This is a genomic window from Blastomonas sp. SL216 (assembly GCA_026625625.1).
Classification (GTDB): Bacteria; Pseudomonadota; Alphaproteobacteria; order Sphingomonadales; family Sphingomonadaceae; genus Blastomonas.
In genome coordinates this window covers 177,452-196,559 of the sequence record CP113055.1, presented here as the reverse complement: position 1 = coordinate 196,559, position 19,108 = coordinate 177,452, and the positions used below count along the sequence as shown (strand labels likewise).

Sequence of the window (19,108 nt, the reverse complement as noted above, 5' to 3'; positions counted from 1 at the left end):
ATTGGCACCTGCTCAGGATAGCCAGCGGGGATATTCAAAGCGATACTTGAGGACCAAATGTCTTTCTGACGCTGGCCGTCACTTGCAGGCTTTCCGATCGCTCGCCGCCCAGGCGATGGCGGCCTCCAGCATGGCGACATTCTGCGGCTGGGCGTACGTGTCCGGTGCGTGGCCGATAGCCGAATAGAACATGCGCCCCTTGCCGATACAGTGTGTCCAGGCCAGCGGATGATCGCCCATGCGCAGATCTTCCCCCTTGATGCCGACCGGGCTGTAGGTGCTTTCATCCAGCGTCAGCAGCACCTGCGCGCCGATGCGCCGGGGGTTGGTGCCGAAGCTGTACCATTCATCGGTCATCCGCCATTCGCGCGGCAGCGCCTTGGCCAGCGGGTGATCGGGATTGACGGCGATCCGCGCTTCCTGAAGCTGCGGGTTCATCGGGTGGCCGGTGAAGCGCGCGCCAAGCAGGTCATCGGCATACCAGTCCCAGAACCAGGCCGGATCACCCGCCGATCCATGAATGCCGACAAATCCCCCGCCGCGCTGCAGGAATCGCTTGAACGCCTTGCGCTGCGACAGGGTCAGCACATCGCCCGAAATATTGTTCCAGATCACCGCATCAAACTGACCGAGCGTGCGCGGATGGAACGCACCGGCCTTGTCGGTCGCAACGACATGCCAGCCCTTGCGCTCGGCCATGGCGATGAACGCAGCGTGAGCTGCGTTGACCGAGGGCGTATCCTTGAAGCCGATGATCTTCTCGAACAGCAGCAGCCGCGGCTTGCCATCGTTCGGCAGGCGGATATCGGGCCGATCATTGTCATAGCGCTGGCAGCGCTTCACCTTGTCTTCGGCGGTGACGGGCAGCAAGCGCAGCCGGGCGTCCAGCGGCGCGATGGCGCTCTCGGGCACGCCGACAAAGGCTGCAAACTTGCGCACCGTCAGGATCGCAGCGAAGGTCGGCGGGGTGGTGCCGGTAAAGGCGGGCGGCGTCTTGTCGAAATCCTGCCCGGTGGCAGCCTGGGTCAGCGCCCGCGCCTGGGGGTTCAGCAGCACGTCGATCAGCGGGCTTTCGGCGGAAAAGGGCATGTCGCGCATCGGGCAATCGGTCACCGCCTGTGCGCGGACCTGGCCGGGCAATGCCAGCGCGAGTCCAGCAAGCGCGAGCGAGCGGATCAGTGTCAGCCGCATCACAGCACATTGTCCTTCATCAGCTTGACCGCATGGTCCGCCGCGCGCGCAGACAGCGCCATATAGGTCAGCGAGGGGTTCTGGCAGCCCGATGATGCCATCGCCGCGCCATCGGTGATGAACAGATTGGGCACCTCATGCGCCTGGTTGAAGCCGTTGACCACCGATGTTGCCGGATCGCGCCCCATGCGCGCGGTCCCCATTTCGTGGATGCCAAGCCCCGGCTTGCCCGGTTCGCTCGACTGCATCACCACCTTGCCCCCGGCGGCTTCCAGCATGTCCCTGGCATCGGCCAGGATATGCTTGATCATCGCCTTTTCATTGGGCCCGTGCGCGCAATCGATATGCGGAATGGGCATGCCCCATTTGTCCTTGCGTGAGGCATGCAGTGTCACGCGATTCTCCGGATTGGGCAGCATCTCGCCAAAGCCGCCGAGAAACGCGGTCCACGGCCCGATCGTGTGCGCGCGCTGCTTGATCTCGGCCCCCAGCACGCCAGGTTGCAGCGCCGCCCCGCGCCACCCGGCTCGCGAAACGCCCCCCTGATAGCCATAGCCGCGCACGAAACCCTCGCCCGGCTCGGTAACGTTGCGGAAGCGCGGGATGTACAGCCCCGTCGGACGGCGCCCGCGATAATAGCGGTCCTCGGGCCCCGGGAACATCGCGATGGTGATCAGCGCGTACATATGGTCCATCAGGTTGCGCCCCACCTGGTCCGATCCATTGGCAAGGCCGCGCGGATGCGCCTCGCTCACCGAATTGAGCAGCACCTGCGCGGTGCCGATGGTCGAGGCGTTGAGAAAGATGATGCGCGCCTGATAGGTGCGGCCTTCGCTGGTCTTCGCATCGATCACCCGAACGCCGGTGGCGCGCCCGGTCTTGGGATCGTGCTCGATCGAATGCACGATCGCGTCGGTGACGACGGTGAGGTTGCCCGTCCGCCTGGCTGCCGGCAGCGAGGAACTGAGGCTGGAATGCATAGCACCAAAGCTGCACCCGCGTTCGCAGATCGACCGGTTCTGGCAGCTGGCCCGGCCCAGCTCCTCGTGATGCGGCTGCGCGACTGAAAGATTCGCCGTGCGCCCGGAGATCACCTTGCGCCCGGCAAAGCGCGATTCCACCACCGCCTTGAACTGCTTTTCGGCATCGTTGAGCTCGAACGCGGGCAGAAACTCGCCATCGGGAAGCTGGGGCAGGCCTTCCCTCGATCCCGCCACCCCGATGAACCGTTCGACATGATCATACCATGGCGCAAGATCGGCATAGCGGATCGGCCAGTCGGTGCCGTGCCCGTCTTTGGCATTCGCCTCGAAGTCCATTTCGGACAGGCGATAGCTCTGCCGCCCCCACATGACCGAGCGCCCGCCGAGATGATCGCCGCGTATCCAGGTGAACGGCTTGTCTTCGGGGGTGGAATAGGGCTGTTCGCTGTCCTTGGCCCAGAATTTCCGGGTTGCACCATTGAACGCATAGCACTGGCTTTGCACCGGATAATCGCGTGCGACCTCGTCCTCGGGCACCTGCATGTTGTTGGCGAACTCCCAGGGCATCTGGTGGTCCATATAATCCTTGGCGGGGTCGATTTCCTTGCCCCTTTCCAGCACCAGCACCTTCAGGCCGCGTTCGCACAATTCCTTGGCGGCCATCCCCCCGCTCATCCCCGAGCCAATGACAATCGCATCAAAAGACATCCGCAGAAACTCCGGTCAGAATGGGCCGAGCGTGGAAAAGGGACGCATATCCGGCGTGATCGCGATCGATGGCTGCCATGGCCCCGGCACATGCTCGTAGATCAGCTCCTGGGTCAGCCCCACCTCGCTGCTGAAATAGAGCGTCGCGACCAGCTGCTTGAGCGTGTGGTAACCGACATCGGCAACCGAGACGACCGGCGCGATGAAGCTGCCCTTGGGCGCGCCGGGCTTGGGCGGAACGGGCTTGAGCGCAGCTGCCTCATGCCCCCGCAGATAGGCCAGCCGCTCGTCGGCCGACAATTGCCCGAAGGCCTTGCCGGTCGAGGCCCTTGCGCCAGCGTCGATCCGGTCGAGCGCGCCCGACAGCGCCTTGCGGGTCTTGTCCGATGCCCAGTCGCTGTACATCGCGGCCAGCCGCTTGGGCACTCCGGCCTCGACCGCGCCCGGCGTATCGGTCTTCGGGATGATCGTATCGGAAACCAGGTCGAGCAGCTCGATCTGTGCTTTGCCCAGCGTCACCCGCTTGTCCGATCCCGGCTGATAGCCGCAGCCCGCCACCGCGGTCGCGCCCAGCAGCAGCATGATGCCGTGCAGCGCGGCGCGCCGGTCAATCTCGATGGGTGAATGCATCGCCTGACTCCCTCTCTTGAGCGGGGGGCGACGCGGAAAATGCCCCTCCCCCGCCGGCACTGGCAATCTTGGCCTCGCCATGGATCCGGCCCAGCAGGGGCAGGACGACACTGATAGCCAGTGCACCGGCAAGGCCGATCAGCCCGATCCCCCATGACCCGCTGTGCGGATACCGCCGCGCCAGCCCAGCCATCGCCGTGGCAGGCGATTTGGCATGGGCGAGCATGAACAGACCAGGATATTGACCGCACCCCGTTCCTGGCTTCGGCCTAACACCCCATAGATCAAATTGGAATATGCATTCTTGAACTCTCGATGGTGACGTTTCTTGCAGGTCGTCATCAAGGGCGAAGCACAGGTGGGCGCCGCGCCGCCCCCGCGCCTAGAGCTCGTCGCCGATCCAGATGCTGTGGCTGTCGATCAGGATGCGGGTGATCGCGCGCAGCGCGGCGGTGCGCGCCTGCACCTCTGCACGGAACATGTCCTGCGTCTGCCGTTCGGCCAGCAACAGATCGGCAAGGTCGATCGCGCCCAGATCATAGCCCTTGCGCATCTTCAGCACGGCAGCGACCTGCGCCTTCGCGCCGTCACGGCTGCGCAGCCAGGCCTGCCAGGCGGCATCGGCATTCACGACATCGGTATCGGCCATTTCCTGAACGTCAAAGCTGACGGCGGTGGCTTCGGCAGCCGCAGCGGCTGCCTCGCTGCCCGCACGGTCGGCGAGCGCGCTGCGGTGCCGGCCACCCAGGGGTATCGTGGCGATGACCCCCAATCCGGTTTCCTGCCCGCTGCGCTCGCTGAACGCGCGCACCCCGATGCTGGGGTCGGCGATGCGATCACGGCGCGCGCGATCGGCCAGCGCCTGCAACCGCTCGGCCTCCGCCTTCGCCGCGCCAATCTCATGGCTGCGATCAATGACCAGGCGGCCCAGTTCGGCAAGGCTGGCCTGCGGCATTTCGGGCAGCGGCAGCTCGCCTGGGGCAGCCGGCAGGACAAAGCCCGGAAACTGCGCCTGCAGCCGCGCCTTGGCCAGCGCTGCCCGGCCGGCCGATTGCTGTACCTGCAATCGCGCGGAGCCCAATGCCGCTTCGGCCTGATCGACCTCCATCGGAGCGGCATCGCGCAGCTCGGCCCGGCGGCGGATGCTTGTAAGCGATCGTTCCAGATTGGCGGCGGCCTGGGCATCGATCTGCTCTTCCGCAGCGGCGCCCAGCCAGTCCCACCAATAATCGGCAAGCAGCAACGCTGCCTGATGCCGCGCGTCCTCCATGCGGTTTTCGGCCGCCTCGACGCCCGATGCGCCAGCCTGCCGGTCGAGCCGCGCCTTGCCGGGCAGCCGGATCGGGCGGCTCAGGGACGCATCGAACTCGGCATAGCGCCCGTCGCGATCGACCGTGCGCTGGATGGCGCTGGTGGTCAGCATGAACTCGTGCGGTCCGGCGCGCAGCGCCTCGCCATCGGCGCGCGCAGCCTCGACCCGCGCCATGGCGGCAAGCACCGAAGGATGCTGGTCGAGCGCCTCGCGCACCTGGGGTTCGGGCGGCAAGCCGGGTTGCGCCAGCGCGGGCGTGGTGGCGGCCAGCAGCGCGGCCATCAGCGTGAACCGGGCGATCATGCTGCGTCTCCCGCAGCAGCGGCCAGCGTACCCGCCTCGCGCTCGGCCCGGCTTTCGCCGAACCGCTGGTAGAGAATGGGCAGCAGGATCAATGTCAGCATGGTGGCGCTGACCAGTCCGCCGATGACGACGATGGCGAGCGGCCGCTGGATCTCGGAACCCGGGCCCGTTGCAAACAGCAGCGGCACCAACCCGAACGCAGCGATGGTCGCGGTCATCATCACCGGGCGCAGCCGCCGCACCGCGCCCTGCCGGACCGCCTGTTCGAGGCTCAAGCCATCCTCGCGCAGCTGGCGGAAGCAGGTGACCATCACCAGCCCGTTGAGCACCGCGATGCCGAGCAAGGCGATGAACCCGACCGAGGCCGGGACCGAGAGATATTCGCCTGCCAGCGCCAGCGAGACCATGCCGCCGACCATCGCGAACGGGATGTTGACCAGAATCAGCAGCGAAGCGCGCACCGACGCGAGTGTCGCGTAGAGCACCAGGAAGATCAGCACGAGCGAGATCGGCAGCACTACCATCAGCCGCGCCGAGGCGCGCTGCTGGTTCTCGAACTGCCCGCCCCAGACCAGGCGATAGCCCTGGGGCAGCTTCACATTGGCCTCGATATCGCGCCTGGCATCATCGACATAGCCGACCAGATCGCGCCCGCCGACAAAGGCCTGGACCATCGCGTAGCGCGAGCCATTTTCGTGCTCCAGCTTCACCGGTCCTGCAACCTGGCGGATATGCGCTACATCGCTGGCGCGGACGAGCTGGCCCGAGGGCGCGCGATAGAGCTGGTCGGCAAAGATCGCCGGGTCCATGCCATCGCCGCCGGTGCCCTTGATCATCACCGGGACGCGGCGGCCGCCCTCGCTCACCGTTCCGGCGCGCACGCCCTCGACATTGGCGCGCATCATGTCCTGCAGCATGTCGACCGGCATCCCTGCCCGTCCGGCGGCGACGCGGTCCATGTCGAGCTGAAGATAATCGACGGTATCGTTGGCGACGGTCATCGCTTCGGTCGTGCCCTCGATCTTCTCCAGCCTGCCCTGGATTTCGCCTGCCAGCCGCGAGAGTTCCTTGAGGTCTGGGCCGAAAAGCTTGATGACAAGGTCGCCGCGCGCGCCGGTCAGCATCTCTGAGATGCGCATCTCGATCGGCTGGGTGAAGGTGGGTTCGATGCCCGGAAAATCGTGCATCACCGCGCGGATCTGGTCGGTTAGCCACACCTTGTCCGCCCTGCGCCACTCCTCGCGCGGCTTCAGTTTGAGGAAGCTGTCGGTCTCGTTGGGGCTCATCGGGTCGAGCCCGAGCTCGTCGCTGCCGACGCGGGCAATCACCGCCTCGATCTCGGGCACATCGGCGAGCAGCGCCTTCTGCACCTTCGTGTCGCCTGCGGTGCTGTGACCCAGGCCGATGCTGGGCAATTTGGTCAGCTGCACGATGATCGAGCCTTCATCCATGGTCGGCAGGAAGGTCTTGCCGGTGACGGCATAGGCCCCGCCCGCCAGCACCAGCGCCGCGCCCGCAGCCGCGAAAACCCGGCGCGGATGCGCAAAGCCAGCGTCGAGCAGCCGCGCATAACGCGGGGTCATCCAGCGCATCAGCGCAGGGTCATGATGCTCCTCGCTGCGCTTGAGGCCAAAATAGGCGAGCACCGGCACAAGCGTCAGCGACAGGATCAGGGCCGAAAGCAGGGCGAGCACGATGGTCATCGCCACCGGTGCGAACAGCTTGCCCTCCAGCCCCTCGAGCGTCAGCAGCGGCAGGAAGACGAGCGCGATGATCGCCATGCCCGAGGCGACCGGGGTGGCGACTTCGGCGGTGGCGACGAACACCGCGTTGAGCTTGGTAGAGCCACGGTGCCTGGCGTCGGACAACCGCTCGACGACATTCTCGACCACCACCACCGCGCCATCGACCAGCATGCCGACCGCAATGGCCAGGCCCCCCAGGCTCATCAGATTGGCGGTCAGGCCGATGCTGCGCATCCAGATGAAGGTCATCAGCGCCGCCATCGGCAGGGCGAGCGCGACGATCACCGATGCGCGCACATCGCCCAGGAAGAGCAGCAGCAGGATGACCACCAGGATCGTCGCCTCGAGCAGCGCCTTTTCCACCGTGCCGACGGCCCGGCCGATCAGGTCGGACCGGTCATAAAAGGCTGAAATGGTAACACCGGGCGGCAGGGTTGGCTGCAATTCGCCGAGCCGCTGCTTGATCCCGGCGACGATCTTGCTGGCATCCGCGCCGCGCAGGCCGATGACCAGCCCCTGCACCGCCTCGCCCTTGCCGTTCTTGGTCACCGCGCCATAGCGGGTCAGGCTCCCCATCCGCACGGTGGCGACATCGCCGATACGCACCACCGCGCCGCCCGCGCTGCGCACCACGACCGAGGCAAGATCGTCGAGCGAAGCGATCGCTCCGACCGAACGGACGATCAGCGCCTCTTCGGCGACGCTGAGCCGCCCTGCCCCATCGTTGCGGTTGCTGGATTCGATCGCGGCCTTCAGGTCCTCGATAGTGAGGCCCGCAGCCGCCAGCGCGGCGGGATCGGGCTGCACTTCATAGGTTTCGACCATGCCGCCCAGCGCGTTGACATCGGCCACGCCCGGCACGGTGCGCAGCGCAGGACGCACGGTCCAGTCGAGCAGCCGCCGCTTCTCGGTCAGCGAAAGCGGCCCCTCGATGGTGAACATGAACATGTCGGACAAGGGCGTGGAGATCGGGGCCATGCCGCCTTCGACCGTTGCGGGAAGGTCTGCGGTGGCATTGGCCAGCCGCTCGGCCACCTGGCTGCGCGCCCAGTAGATGTCGGTGCCATCGGCAAAATCGATGGTGATATCGGCAATCGCATATTTGGCGACCGATCGCAGCACGGTCTGTTTGGGGATGCCCAGCATCTCCATCTCGATCGGCGTGATGACGCGGCTTTCGACCTCTTCGGGGGTCATGCCGGGGGCCTTGAGGATGATCTTGACCTGGGTCGAGCTGATATCCGGAAAGGCATCGATCGGCAGATTGGCGAATGACCACGCGCCGATCGCGGCGATCGCGAGCGCCAGCCCGGCGACAACCAGCCGGAAGTTGAGCGAGGCTTCGACGAGTTTGCGCAGCATGGCGTTCAGTCCCCCGCCAGCAGCATCTTGAGTTCGCTGAGGCCCGATATGGCGACCTTGTCCCCCGGCTTGAGGCCCGCCGACAGGATCGTCCGATCCCCTGCCTGCCCGGCAACCGTCACGCTACGCGCGATGAAGCTGTTTCCTGACCGCAGCAGCACATGCGGCTTGCCGTCGATCTGGGTGATCGCGCTGGAAGGCACGCTGATGCCGGTTTGTGCGGTATCGCTATGGATCACCGCCATCACCGATTTACCAGCCACCAGCGGCGGATTGCCATCGATCCGCGCCTTGGCGATGATCGACCGGGTGGCCGGATCAAGCGATCCGCCGACCGACAGGATGGTGCCGGTGATCTCCGCCGTAGCACCCGTCGCCGGCACTGCGATGCGCATGCCGGGGCGCACCTTGCCCGCGAGCCGCTCGGGCAGTTGCAGGTCGAGCGTGAAGGCGGCGCTGTTCTCGATCACGAAAGGCGCAGATGTCGCCATCACCGGCCCGCCGACCTGCGCGGTCATCGCCGCGACCCGCCCGCTGATCGGCGCGCGCAGCGTGACCTCGCCCGATGCACTGGCACCGGCCTGGCGCAGGATGCGGGCATTTTCCGCAACATCGGTGCGCGCGACACGGATCTGCGCATTCATCTCGTCGGCGCGGGCTGCGGCGACGATCCCTTCCTGCACCAGTTGCCGGGTCCGCGCCGCGCTCGCCTGCGCAAGCCCCAGCCGCGCCTCGGCCCGCGCGAGATCCGCGCCATATTGCAGCGGCTCGCGGCTCTTCACTGTCGCCAGCGCCTGGCCTGCTGCGACCTGCTGGCCCTGGATGACATGCAGCCGGATGATCGCGCCGTCGAACGGCGCGGTCACCGCGACCTGCGCCTCGGGCGGCAAGCTGATGGCTGCGGGGACTATCCCCAGGGGAATGTCCGCCGCAGCCTCTGCCGATACGGTCCGGATGCCCAGCCGCTGCATCTGCTGCGGGCTGAGCGTTCCGGGGGCGACCCGAAGGTCGGCAGATAACGCGCTATCGGATGAAGCCCCACCGGGCTGTCCGAGAAACTGATAGGCTGCCACCGCTGCCAGGGCGACGAGCGCGGCCGCGCTGCCCCAGATGATCCGTTTGTTGTCCATGCGCCCGGTCGTGCCGGACAAAGCTGACAGCTGCCTGACGGCCAGGCCTATTGGTGAAAATCGAGGATCAGGCTGCTGCTGGAAGGATCGGTGCGGATCGTGCCGCCATGCACCTGCATGATGCGCTGGACGATGGCGAGGCCAAGGCCCGCGCCATCGGGGCTGGCATGGTCGGCCCGCGCCGAACGCCGCACCAGCTGCTCCAGCTGCACCGGCGAAAGGCCCGGCCCGCCATCGGCCACCCGGATCGAGGCGCTGCCATCCAGAATAACGCGCACCGTGCCTGCTGCTGGCGTCACCCGCACCGCATTGTCGATCAGGTTGCGCAGCGCCGCGCCGATCGCCTCGCGCCGTCCGCGCAGCCTGGCGGGGCGCTCTTCGCAGACCAGCTCGATCATCCGGCCAGCAGCAATCACCACCGGCGCGGTGCGGGCGATGATGTCGCTCGCGATCTCGGCCAGATCGACATCATCGGTGGCCGTCGCCGCCGCTTCCTGCGCATCCATCTGCGCCAGCAGCATCAGTTGATCGATCAGCCGCCGCATCGCCGCGACATCGCCTTTCAGCCGCGCCGCCTCGGGCCCTTGCATCCCGTCCAGTTCCAGCATCATCGCGGCGAGCGGGGTGCGCAGCTCATGCGCGACATCGGCGGCAAAGGCCTCCTGCTGCGCGGCGGATTGCTCCAGCCGCCCCAGCATCGTGTTGACGGCCTGGGTGAAGGGCAGGATCTCGGCGGGCAGATGCGCATCGTCGACCCTGATGTTGCGGTCCTGTCCCGACACGGCATTGAGCCGATCAGTCGCTTCGGCCAGCGGTTGCAGCGCGCGGCGCATGACGAAATGCATCGCCAGCATCATCGGGATGACCAGCGCCAGCACCGGCAGCACGACATGCTCGGCCATCTCGCGCAAAGCCGCGCGCAGCGCATCGGGCGCGGGCATCGCGGCAAAGCTGCTCCAATATTCCAGCAGCACGGCGGTGAGCAGCAGGATCGTGCCACCGCTGACGACGATCGCCAGCCCCCTTGCCAGCGAGCGGAAAATCGAAGGCGTGTCCCGATCCATCATCCGTTCCGCAACATATAGCCAACACCGCGCACGGTGTGCAGTTGCCCGGCAAGCCCGGCCTCTTCCAGCTTGCGCCGCAGCCGCGAGACGATCGCCTCGACCGCATTGGGCGTCACCGGCTCGTTGAACGCGTACAGCGCGTTTTCAATGCCATCGCGCACCACCACGCTGCCCAGGCGGCGCATCAGCAGTTCGAGCAGATCAGCCTCGCGCCGCGACAGATCGATCACGCGATCGTCCATCCGCGCCTCGCGCGTGACGGGGTCGAAGCGCAACGCGCCGCATTCCAGCATGTTGACCGCGCGGGGCCCCGGTCTGCGCAGCAACGCCCTGACCCTCGCCGCCAGCTCCTCGATATCCACCGGCTTCACCAGATAATCGTCCGCCCCCGCATCCAGCCCGGCGATCCGGTCCTCCAGCCCGCCACGCGCCGTCAGCATCAGCGCGGGCACCAGCTGGCGCAGGGTGCGCTGGTTCTGCAGCCAGGCCAGGCCATCGCCATCGGGCAGGCCGAGATCGAGGATGATCGCATCGAAACTGGCGCTCGCCAGCGATTCCTCTGCCGTCGCCAGGTCCGGCGCGGTATCGCAGATGAACCCGCGCCGCCCCAGACCTTCGGCGATCAGCCCCGCGAGCCGGTCATTGTCCTCGATGATCAGCAGGCGCAAGGCGCGGTCCTTTCATCAGTCATCATTGTCCGCCTTCGCAGCCGGGCCGCCAGCGCCGCCATGATGCTCGGCATATTCGGCTTCCTCGCGCGATCCGGGCATGAACGCATCGCGATCATAGCGGGTGATGCCCAGTACCGACAGGCCGACAATCGCCATCGCCCCGAGATGCGCAAGGATACGCCTCGCCCGAGGCTCTGCCGCCACGGTCATCCCGTGCGCCGGCTTGACGCCCGTGACCATCGCTCTCACCAGATTGTCGCGCGTCAGCACCGACATCACCACCACGCCGATCACGTGCACCACGATCAGCCCGAGCAGCGAGAAGGCAAGCACCTCGTGCAGCTCCTCATTGCCGCCGCCCGAAGTCATCTGGATACCGGTCCATGCCACCGCTGCCGTGCCCGCGAGCAGGGCCAGCACGGCCAGCCCGCCCAGCGGATTGTGCCCGATCGACCGCTTCGGCTTGCCGGCAACCAGCTCGCGAAGGTGCGGCACTACAGCGCCCGGCTTCACGAAGCTTGCGAACCGCGCCTGCGCATTGCCGATAAAGCCCCAGCACAGCCGGAACACGATCAGCACCGCCGCGACCCATCCGGCCGTCATGTGCCACGCGCCAAGCGGGCTGCCCTCTTCGGAAGACAGGAACGCGACCGCAATGGCCGCGACCAGCGACCAGTGGAACAGTCTCACTGGAACATCCCAGACGGGGATATTGGAACGAACAGCTTGTGTCGAATTTGCCATGATAGCCTCCTATACGAGGCAATGTGGCAGAGATGGCTGACGCCAGCCTGACGGCCATGCGCATTGATATGGCTCGCCTCAAGGCAGTGGGCACGGTCTCTGAAGCTGGATTGGCATCCCGTCAGAAGCGCCAGGGAGCGGCAGGAGGGAGCCAATGCCCCGCCTTTGGCCTCAGCCGGAAAACGCATCGAACACGAGCTTGATGCCCAGCGCGATCATCAGCACGTATACAAGCGTGTAGAAACGTTCGGCGTTCACTCGCTTGACCAGCGCCACGCCAGCGAATGTCGATAGGATCGCCACTGGCATCAGCAGCGCGGTGGCGGTGAGGTTCGCGCGGGTGAACTGGCCGAGCGCGGCATAAGCCGGCACCTTCATCCAGTTCATCGCCGCAAAGGCGATCGCGGTTGTCCCGACGAAGACGTCGCGCGACAAGCGTCGGGGCAGCACCCACATCTGGAATGGCGGTGCGCCGGCATGCGCAATCTGGCTGGTAAAGCCGCTCAAGGTGCCGAAAAGGATGCCGGTCCAATCCGGCGCGTTGAACGGCAGCACCACCGCCCCGCCTCTTTCCGTCCATAGGCGGTGCAAGCCGAACAGGATGGAAATCGCACCGACCGCGCCAAGCACCACGCTTTCCGTGACGCGCGCCGCGAACAGATAGCCCAGCAGCACGCCTGCTGCCATGCCCGGCAGCATGACCTTGAGCACATGGCCGTCCCATGTCCGGCGAAAGGCCCAGACGCTGACCGCATCCTGCACGATCAGGATAGGCAGCAGGATGGCAGCGGCGCGCACTGGATCGATTACGAGCGCCAACAAGGGCATCGAAAGCGACCCGACGCCCGAAAAGCCACCTTTTGCGAGACCCGAACACAGGACCGCGAGGACCGCAACGAGATAATAATAAGCGTCCGGCGTCATGATCATGCATCTCGGTCGATGTCGGAGAAATAGGGATGGCAGGCGATCGCATCGCGACCGCTTCAACTGGCCGCATAGCCAAGAAGCTCGCGACGGTTAAGAGGCAACAGCACAGCGCCCCGCTTTGGGTTGCCGCCAGATTTCAGCAGTCCGGCGGCATTGCCTGTCTCAGCCGTTTCCTCTTCTGGCCAGAGCTTTGCACGTGCGCGTATTCCGCCACATCGAATAACAACGACCCACGGAGAAAAAGACGGTCTTGCACACCAACCCGCCCGCGCTCCCGGCCCTGCACGATCTTCACGAGACGGTTTGATCAGCCGGGAATGACGGCCTCGATTTCCCGCGCAGCAAGGTCGACGCGGATCGCGTCGGCATCATGGCCCTTGTCAGCGAGCAGAGCGTTACAGGCGCGCTCGGAACGGCTGATCAGGGCGTCAACGGCTTTGCAGCCTGCCGCCAAGCGGTGTCGAAAACTCTTCGTCGCATGACGAGTGAACGATGATGGTCAGGAAAATGGAGCGGGTAGCGGGAATCGAACCCGCATAGCCAGCTTGGAAGGCTGGAGCTTTACCACTAAGCTATACCCGCGCGCCTGGCGCCGTTCTGGCGTGGTGGGGCGCACATGCCATTGGATGCGGGGCGCGTCAATATCTGCTTTGCCGCGCTGCGCCGCGCTGACCTTTCCTTGCGCCTATTGCTGGGCAAGCCAGTGTTTCAACAGATCGTGCGCGATGGCAAAAGGCGGCGGAGCGATGAAGGGCGCGCTTTCATCGCCTGCCATCGCGGCGCGAACCTCGTCGGCGCTGAACCAGGCCGCCTCCTCGATCTCCGTTGTGTCGAGCGTCAGTTCGTCGCTCAATGCCTCGCTGGTACAGGCGATCATCAGCGACGATGGGAACGGCCAGGGCTGGCTGGCGACATAGCGCACGTTCCTGACGCGCACGCCCGCCTCTTCCCACAGCTCGCGCGCCACCGCTTCCTCAATGCCCTCGCCCGGCTCGACAAAACCGGCGAGCGCCGAAAAGCGTCGCGGCGGAAAGCGCGGCTGGCGGCCCAGCAGCACCTTGCCCTGATATTCGGAGAGCATGATCGTCACCGGGTCGACCCGAGGAAAATGCTCGGCGCCGCAGCCGGTGCAGGTGCGCGACCAGCCCCCCTTGGACATCTTGCTTGGCGCACCGCACAGCGAGCAGAAGCGGTGCCGCGCATGCCAGTCCACCAGCGTCCGCGCGCCGCCGTAGAGCGCAAGTTCATCGGCGGGCAGCGCGGCCAGCATCTGCCAGACGCGCGGATTATAGTGCAGCCCGGAGCCCGGCTCGCCATGCTTGAGCTCGGCAAAATGCGCCTTGTCGTCGATCAGGCCGAGAAAGATCAGCTCGCTGTCGGGGGCGGCATCGGCAAGGCTCCGCCAGACTAGCCGGCCTTCGACGCTGACCTCCGGCTCCAGCCCGTTGAGGCTGAGCAGTCTGGCCTTCCAGTTCATATAGCCGGACAGACGGTCGGGATCGACACGCACCTGATCGGCACGGTCGATCCGGTTGCCGGTCAGGGCCGGCGCGATCAACGACAAGGACATGCTTTCCCCCCGGCCCGTGGTCAGCCCATCGCCTTGAGCTGTTCGTAGACCATCTTGGGGAATTCGCGCTGGAAGGGATAGGTTTCGGCCGGCATGTACTGGGTATAGCCCGATGCGCGGAAGCCGCGGATATGGTCGACAAAGGCCACCGTTCCCGCTGCGCCGCCCCAGCCATAGGTGCCCGCAGGCCCCTGGTCGTTGCCCAGGCCCACACGGCCGCCCGCGCCATAGCCCTGGCCATCGACCCAGGTGCCCTTGGTCACGGCAGTGGACGGCAACAGGTTGGACATGCCCATCAGCGCCGTCGCCTCCGACATGATCCGCGTGCCATCGAGCTGGCCCTTGCCCACCAGCATGGCGAGGAAACGGTCATAATCGTGTGCGGTGCTGACCAGACCGGCTCCGCCATAGGGGAAGGCAGGCGGCACGGTGAAGATGCTGTCCTGGCCCGGATCGATCGGGATCAACGCACCGGCAAAGGGCGCATAATTGGTGCTGAGCCGCGACACCTCGCTCTGCGGCACGGTCCAGTAGCTGCTCTTCATGCCCAGCGGGTCGAACATGTTCTTCTGCAGGAACGCGCCGAATTCCATGCCCGATGCGACCTGGATGACATAGCCCAGCAGATCGAGGCCGATCGAATAGCTCCACAAGGTTCCGGGCTCGGCGATCAACGGCAGCGAGGCGACGCGGCGCGCGAATTCGTCGATCGGCGGGGTCGGCGCCGGCATCGGGAAGCCGGGGATCGGCGTCTTGCTGACCGCAGCGGGCGAGATGCCGAGCTTGTTATATTCCTCGAGCAGCGGGCCCTTGGTGACGATGTTATAGCCCAGGCCCGCCGTGTGCGTCATCAGGTGGCGCGGGGTGATCTGCGTCTTGGCGGGGACCGAATCCAGGCTTTTGGCAGGATCGGTCAGCACCTTCATATTGGCAAATTCGGGGATCAGATCGGCAATCGGCTGGTCGAGCTTGAGCTTGCCCTGTTCGATCAGCATCATCGCGGCCATGCCGGTGATCGGCTTGGTCATCGAATAGACGCGCCACAGCGAATTGGCATCGACCGGGGTCGGGATGTCGAGCGCGAGACTGCCCGCACCGATCAGCGCGGCAGGTTGCGCGCCGAAGCCGATCGAAACCAGCATGCCCGCCACCTTCTTGGAGGCGATATAATCTTCCACCTGCTTGCGGATCAGCGCGAAATCGCCGCTGGCCATCGCGCGGGCATAGCCGGGCATCGCGGCAAACAGGCCCAGCAAGCCTGCAGAGCCCAGCATGTGGCGGCGGCTCATCTGCGGCATCTGGCTCAAAAGCTTCGACATAAGTTTCTCCCGTTGATCGGATCTGCGCCCTTGGCCAGCCCGGCTTTATCGATGCTGAATGGCGGCACTGGCCGCTTTGGCGAACAGTGTCGGAAGCCCGGCCTCCGCAATTTGTTCCACCGGCCACCAGATGCCATTCAGGTTTTCAATGACAACCTTATCGATTTGGGGGCCGCGATAAAGCGCCAATGCAAGCTCCAGCGAAAAATGGGTGAAGATATGGCTGACCGCTGCATCGATGGTCAGCCACTGGCCGGTAACGGGCGGAACGGCATCGCCGTTGCGCCGCGCGGACCAGCCGTCATCGGGCAGCGCGCGCATGCCGCCCAGCATGCCCTTGCCCGGCCGCTGGACCAGCAGCACCTGCCCGTCCTGCTCGATCCAGAAGGCTGTGCCGTTGCGCTGGGGGCGTGGCTTTTTCGGCGGCTTGGCCGGCAGCGATTCGGCGATGCCAGCCGCGCGGGCCATGCAATAAGACGCCAGCGGACAGAGCAGGCATGAGGGGTTCCGCACCGTGCACAGCGTGGCCCCCAGGTCCATCATCGCCTGGGCGAAATCGCCGGGCCGCTCCTGCGGCGTGATCTGCGCGGTGCGGGCACGGATTTCGGCGCGGGCCGCAGGCAATGGGGTTTCGATCGCGAACAGCCGCGCGACCACCCGCTCGACATTGGCGTCGACGACGGCGGCAGGCCGGTCAAAGGCGATCGCGGCGACCGCGGCGGCGGTATAATCGCCCACGCCGGGCAGCGCGCGCAGCCCGGCTTCGCTATCGGGAAAGCGCCCGGCATGATCGCTGGCCACGGACCGGGCGCAGGCGATGAGGTTGCGGGCCCGCGCGTAATAGCCAAGCCCCGCCCAGGCGGCGAGCACCTCCTCATCCGCAGCCGCAGCCAGCGCCTCGACGGTCGGCCAGCGGCTGGTGAAGCGCTCGAAATAGCCGGTTACCGCCGCGACCGTGGTCTGCTGCAGCATGACCTCTGACAGCCAGACCCGATAGGGATCGGGCACCGCCCCTGCCTGGCGCGCGGCGGGCGAAATCCGCCACGGCAGATCGCGGGCATGCGCGTCATAATGCGCCAACAAGGCCGCCGCGATCGAAGCGCCTGCATCGTCCTTACACATTTTCATCGCGACACTCGACGGGCATGGCCCGGCTATGCCATGGTCAGCCGCACAATGGAACGCGATAAGCCGATCACCACCAAGACGCGCAAGGCTGCGCATGCTGCCCCGCCGCCCCGGCGGCGGCGCGGTGGTGAAGCGCGCGGCATTGCCGACCTTATCCCGTCGATCGGCGACACCAGCTTTCGCAAGTTCGGCTTCATCCAGAGCTCGCTGGTCAGCCGCTGGGCAGAGATTGCCGGGCCGCGCTATGCCGCGATGGCGAGCCCCGAATCGATCGCCTTTGCGCGCGGCAAGAAGGCGGAAGGCACGCTGCAACTGGTCGTCACCAGCGCGACCGCGATCTTCATGCAGCATGCCGAGCCCGAGATCATTGCGCGGGTCAACCGGTTCTTCGGCTATCCCGCCGTGGCGCGGGTCAGATATCGGCACGGCACGCTGACGGCACCCAAACGTCCCGAGCCGCCCCCCGCTGCACCACCTTCGCTCAAGCCGATCAGCATTGCGCCTGCCGACGGGCTCAGGCCGATCGGCGATCCCGAATTGCTGACCGTGCTCGAATCGCTGGCGCGCAGCCTTGAAGAGAAGGAAGCGCGCGAGGCGGCTGCCCATGCAGCACCGGTTCAGCTAAAGAGCGACAATCTGAAACCCGTGCGCCTGTTCGCGCCGCCAACGTCTGACGAGGTCCATCGATGATTGCGCCATTGCGCCCCCTGCTTGCCGTTTCCGCGCTTGCCCTTGCCACCACCGCAACGCTGTTCGCGGTCTCGCCCGGCTCCGCGCAAAAGGCCGCCGCGCCTGCCGACTGGTCCGAACGCGTGAGCCAGAGCCAGGTGGGCGGCCATATCATGGGCAATCCGGCCGCGACGCAGAAGGTCGTGGAATATATGAGCTATACCTGCCCGCACTGCGCCGCGTTCGAGCAGGATTCCAACCCCACGCTGGCCAATGGCGTGATCGCCAAGGGCAAGACCAGCCTCGAGGTGCGCAATTTCATCCGCGATCCGCTTGACCTCACCGTCGCGCTGCTCGCCCGGTGCGGCGAACCGCGCAGCTTTTTCCGGCGGCACAAGGGTCTGCTGTCCACCCAGCGCAGCTGGATGACCAAGGCCGGCAGTCTGGGTCGCGAGGGCCAGGCCGCCTGGTATCAGGGCGATACCAACACGCGGCTCAAGCGCATCGCCAGCGATCTTGGCCTGTATGACGAACTGCGCCGCTATTCGCCGCTGGCCACCAATGCCCAGATCGACGCCTGCCTGACCAACAAGGCTGAACAGGGCAAGGTGCTGGCCATGACCAAATTTGCCAGCGACACCGTCAAGATCGAAGGCACCCCCAGCTTCACCATCAACGGCAAGCTGCAGACCAATGTCTTTGACTGGAAAAGTCTGGAACCGTTGCTGGCCAGCCGCTAGAGCACAGCACACGCATTGACTGACCCCATGGGTCAAATTTCCTCTGTTGCCGATGACAAGGACCAAGCCTGTATGAAGCGTTTTGCCAGCCTGATCGCCCTGCCCCTGATGCTATCCGTCGCCGCGTGCAGCGGCGAGGCCGACAAGGCCGCCGAAGGCCCGACCAAGGGCGAGCCGATTGCCGCGATCCCTGCGCCCGCCGGCAAGAACTGGACCGAGACGGTCACCAAGACCGACAAGGGCTATTACGTGATGGGCAACCCCGACGCGCCGATCAAGCTGGTCGAATATGCGTCGCTCACCTGCAGCCACTGCGCCGAGTTCGCCGAACAGGCCTTTGGCACCATCCGCGACAAATATGTCGCCAGCGGCCGGGTGAGCTATGAATTCCGCAATTTCGTGCGCGAACCGCTCGATCTGACCGCATCGATGCTGACCCGTTGCGGACCGAACGAGAGCTTTTTTGCACTGTCCGAGCAGGTGCTGGCCAACCAGGCGGATATCTTCACCAAGGCGCAGGCCATGGGCCAGCAGCGCTTCGAGGCAGCGCTTGCGCTGCCCGACAACCAGCGCTTCGTCGCGCTGGCCGAAGGAACGGGCCTGATCGATTTCTTTGCGCAGCGCGGCGTTTCGCGCGACCAGGCACTGCAATGCCTGACCAATGTCGAAACCGCGCAGGCACTGGCCGAGAGCACCAATGTAGCGACCAAGGAAGACGATATCCAGGGCACGCCGACCTTCTACCTGAACGGTCGCAAGATCGAATTCACCGGCTGGCCGGCGCTGGAAACCGAAATCCAGGCGATGGGGGCCCGCTGACCCCGGCGCGTCAAAGGGGGATAAATGGACCAAGGGGGGTTGATTGCTGACGATACAGGCCAGGCGCAGGCGCCCGGCCCGTCGGCG

17 protein-coding genes and 1 tRNA gene are annotated in these 19,108 nt (G+C 65.8%); 3 read left to right on the top strand and 15 right to left on the bottom strand.

The genetic code is table 11. From position 1 onward, the window contains the following. Positions 1 to 78 precede the first annotated feature (78 nt). The 15 genes from OU999_00975 to mutY form a co-directional block, all read right to left on the bottom strand. On the bottom strand, positions 79 to 1,191 hold the full coding sequence (locus tag OU999_00975; GenBank protein WAC23798.1) for a ThuA domain-containing protein: 1,113 nt from the start codon (positions 1,189 to 1,191) through the stop codon (positions 79 to 81). Beyond that, positions 1,191 to 2,882, bottom strand: a complete 1,692-nt coding sequence (locus OU999_00970; GenBank protein WAC23797.1) for a GMC family oxidoreductase — start codon at positions 2,880 to 2,882, stop codon at positions 1,191 to 1,193. Before OU999_00970 ends, OU999_00975 begins: the two co-directional genes overlap by 1 nt. A 15-nt stretch (positions 2,883 to 2,897) precedes the next feature. Next, positions 2,898 to 3,512: a gluconate 2-dehydrogenase subunit 3 family protein gene (locus OU999_00965; GenBank protein ID WAC23796.1), complete on the bottom strand. Its 615-nt coding sequence runs from the start codon at positions 3,510 to 3,512 to the stop codon at positions 2,898 to 2,900. Between the two features lie 382 nt (positions 3,513 to 3,894). Next, positions 3,895 to 5,127 carry a TolC family protein gene (locus OU999_00960; GenBank protein ID WAC23795.1) on the bottom strand — a complete coding sequence of 411 codons (1,233 nt, stop codon included), beginning with the start codon at positions 5,125 to 5,127 and terminating at the stop codon, positions 3,895 to 3,897. Beyond that, positions 5,124 to 8,234 (bottom strand): CusA/CzcA family heavy metal efflux RND transporter, encoded by a 3,111-nt coding sequence (locus tag OU999_00955; protein WAC23794.1) that lies wholly within the window; start codon positions 8,232 to 8,234, stop codon positions 5,124 to 5,126. The genes OU999_00960 and OU999_00955 overlap by 4 nt, the downstream gene beginning before the upstream one ends. Positions 8,235 to 8,239: 5 nt before the next feature. After that, positions 8,240 to 9,364 carry an efflux RND transporter periplasmic adaptor subunit gene (locus tag OU999_00950; protein WAC23793.1) on the bottom strand — a complete coding sequence of 375 codons (1,125 nt, stop codon included), beginning with the start codon at positions 9,362 to 9,364 and terminating at the stop codon, positions 8,240 to 8,242. A gap of 47 nt (positions 9,365 to 9,411) precedes the next feature. Further along, positions 9,412 to 10,428, bottom strand: coding sequence for a HAMP domain-containing sensor histidine kinase (locus tag OU999_00945; protein ID WAC25317.1), 1,017 nt, complete (start codon positions 10,426 to 10,428; stop codon positions 9,412 to 9,414). After that, on the bottom strand, positions 10,428 to 11,099 hold the full coding sequence (locus OU999_00940) for a response regulator transcription factor (protein WAC23792.1): 672 nt from the start codon (positions 11,097 to 11,099) through the stop codon (positions 10,428 to 10,430). The genes OU999_00945 and OU999_00940 overlap by 1 nt, the downstream gene beginning before the upstream one ends. Positions 11,100 to 11,114: 15 nt before the next feature. Continuing rightward, positions 11,115 to 11,846 (bottom strand): cytochrome b/b6 domain-containing protein, encoded by a 732-nt coding sequence (locus tag OU999_00935; GenBank protein WAC23791.1) that lies wholly within the window; start codon positions 11,844 to 11,846, stop codon positions 11,115 to 11,117. Between the two features lie 171 nt (positions 11,847 to 12,017). Next, positions 12,018 to 12,770, bottom strand: coding sequence for a sulfite exporter TauE/SafE family protein (locus tag OU999_00930; GenBank protein WAC25316.1), 753 nt, complete (start codon positions 12,768 to 12,770; stop codon positions 12,018 to 12,020). A gap of 313 nt (positions 12,771 to 13,083) precedes the next feature. Continuing rightward, positions 13,084 to 13,230, bottom strand: coding sequence for a hypothetical protein (locus tag OU999_00925; GenBank protein WAC23790.1), 147 nt, complete (start codon positions 13,228 to 13,230; stop codon positions 13,084 to 13,086). Positions 13,231 to 13,284: 54 nt separating this feature from the next. Next, positions 13,285 to 13,358, bottom strand: a tRNA-Gly gene (locus tag OU999_00920). A 103-nt stretch (positions 13,359 to 13,461) separates the two neighbouring features. Continuing rightward, positions 13,462 to 14,346, bottom strand: a complete 885-nt coding sequence (gene nudC, locus OU999_00915) for an NAD(+) diphosphatase (protein WAC23789.1) — start codon at positions 14,344 to 14,346, stop codon at positions 13,462 to 13,464. A gap of 20 nt (positions 14,347 to 14,366) precedes the next feature. Further along, the gene (locus OU999_00910; protein WAC23788.1) at positions 14,367 to 15,665 is read right to left on the bottom strand and encodes a serine hydrolase; all 1,299 of its coding nucleotides are present in this window, start codon (positions 15,663 to 15,665) and stop codon (positions 14,367 to 14,369) included. A gap of 45 nt (positions 15,666 to 15,710) precedes the next feature. Next, complete coding sequence (gene mutY, locus OU999_00905) at positions 15,711 to 16,787, bottom strand: A/G-specific adenine glycosylase (protein ID WAC25315.1); 1,077 nt, start codon at positions 16,785 to 16,787, stop codon at positions 15,711 to 15,713. A gap of 39 nt (positions 16,788 to 16,826) precedes the next feature. On the opposite strand from mutY, the gene OU999_00900 reads away from it, so the two are divergent. From OU999_00900 to OU999_00890, 3 genes are all read left to right on the top strand, one after another. Beyond that, complete coding sequence (locus OU999_00900) at positions 16,827 to 17,483, top strand: DUF721 domain-containing protein (protein WAC23787.1); 657 nt, start codon at positions 16,827 to 16,829, stop codon at positions 17,481 to 17,483. Further along, positions 17,480 to 18,202: a thioredoxin domain-containing protein gene (locus tag OU999_00895; protein ID WAC23786.1), complete on the top strand. Its 723-nt coding sequence runs from the start codon at positions 17,480 to 17,482 to the stop codon at positions 18,200 to 18,202. Before OU999_00900 ends, OU999_00895 begins: the two co-directional genes overlap by 4 nt. A 72-nt stretch (positions 18,203 to 18,274) precedes the next feature. After that, a complete protein-coding gene (locus OU999_00890) occupies positions 18,275 to 19,021 on the top strand; it encodes a thioredoxin domain-containing protein (protein ID WAC23785.1) in 747 nt (248 codons plus the stop codon). Positions 19,022 to 19,108: the final 87 nt, after the last annotated feature.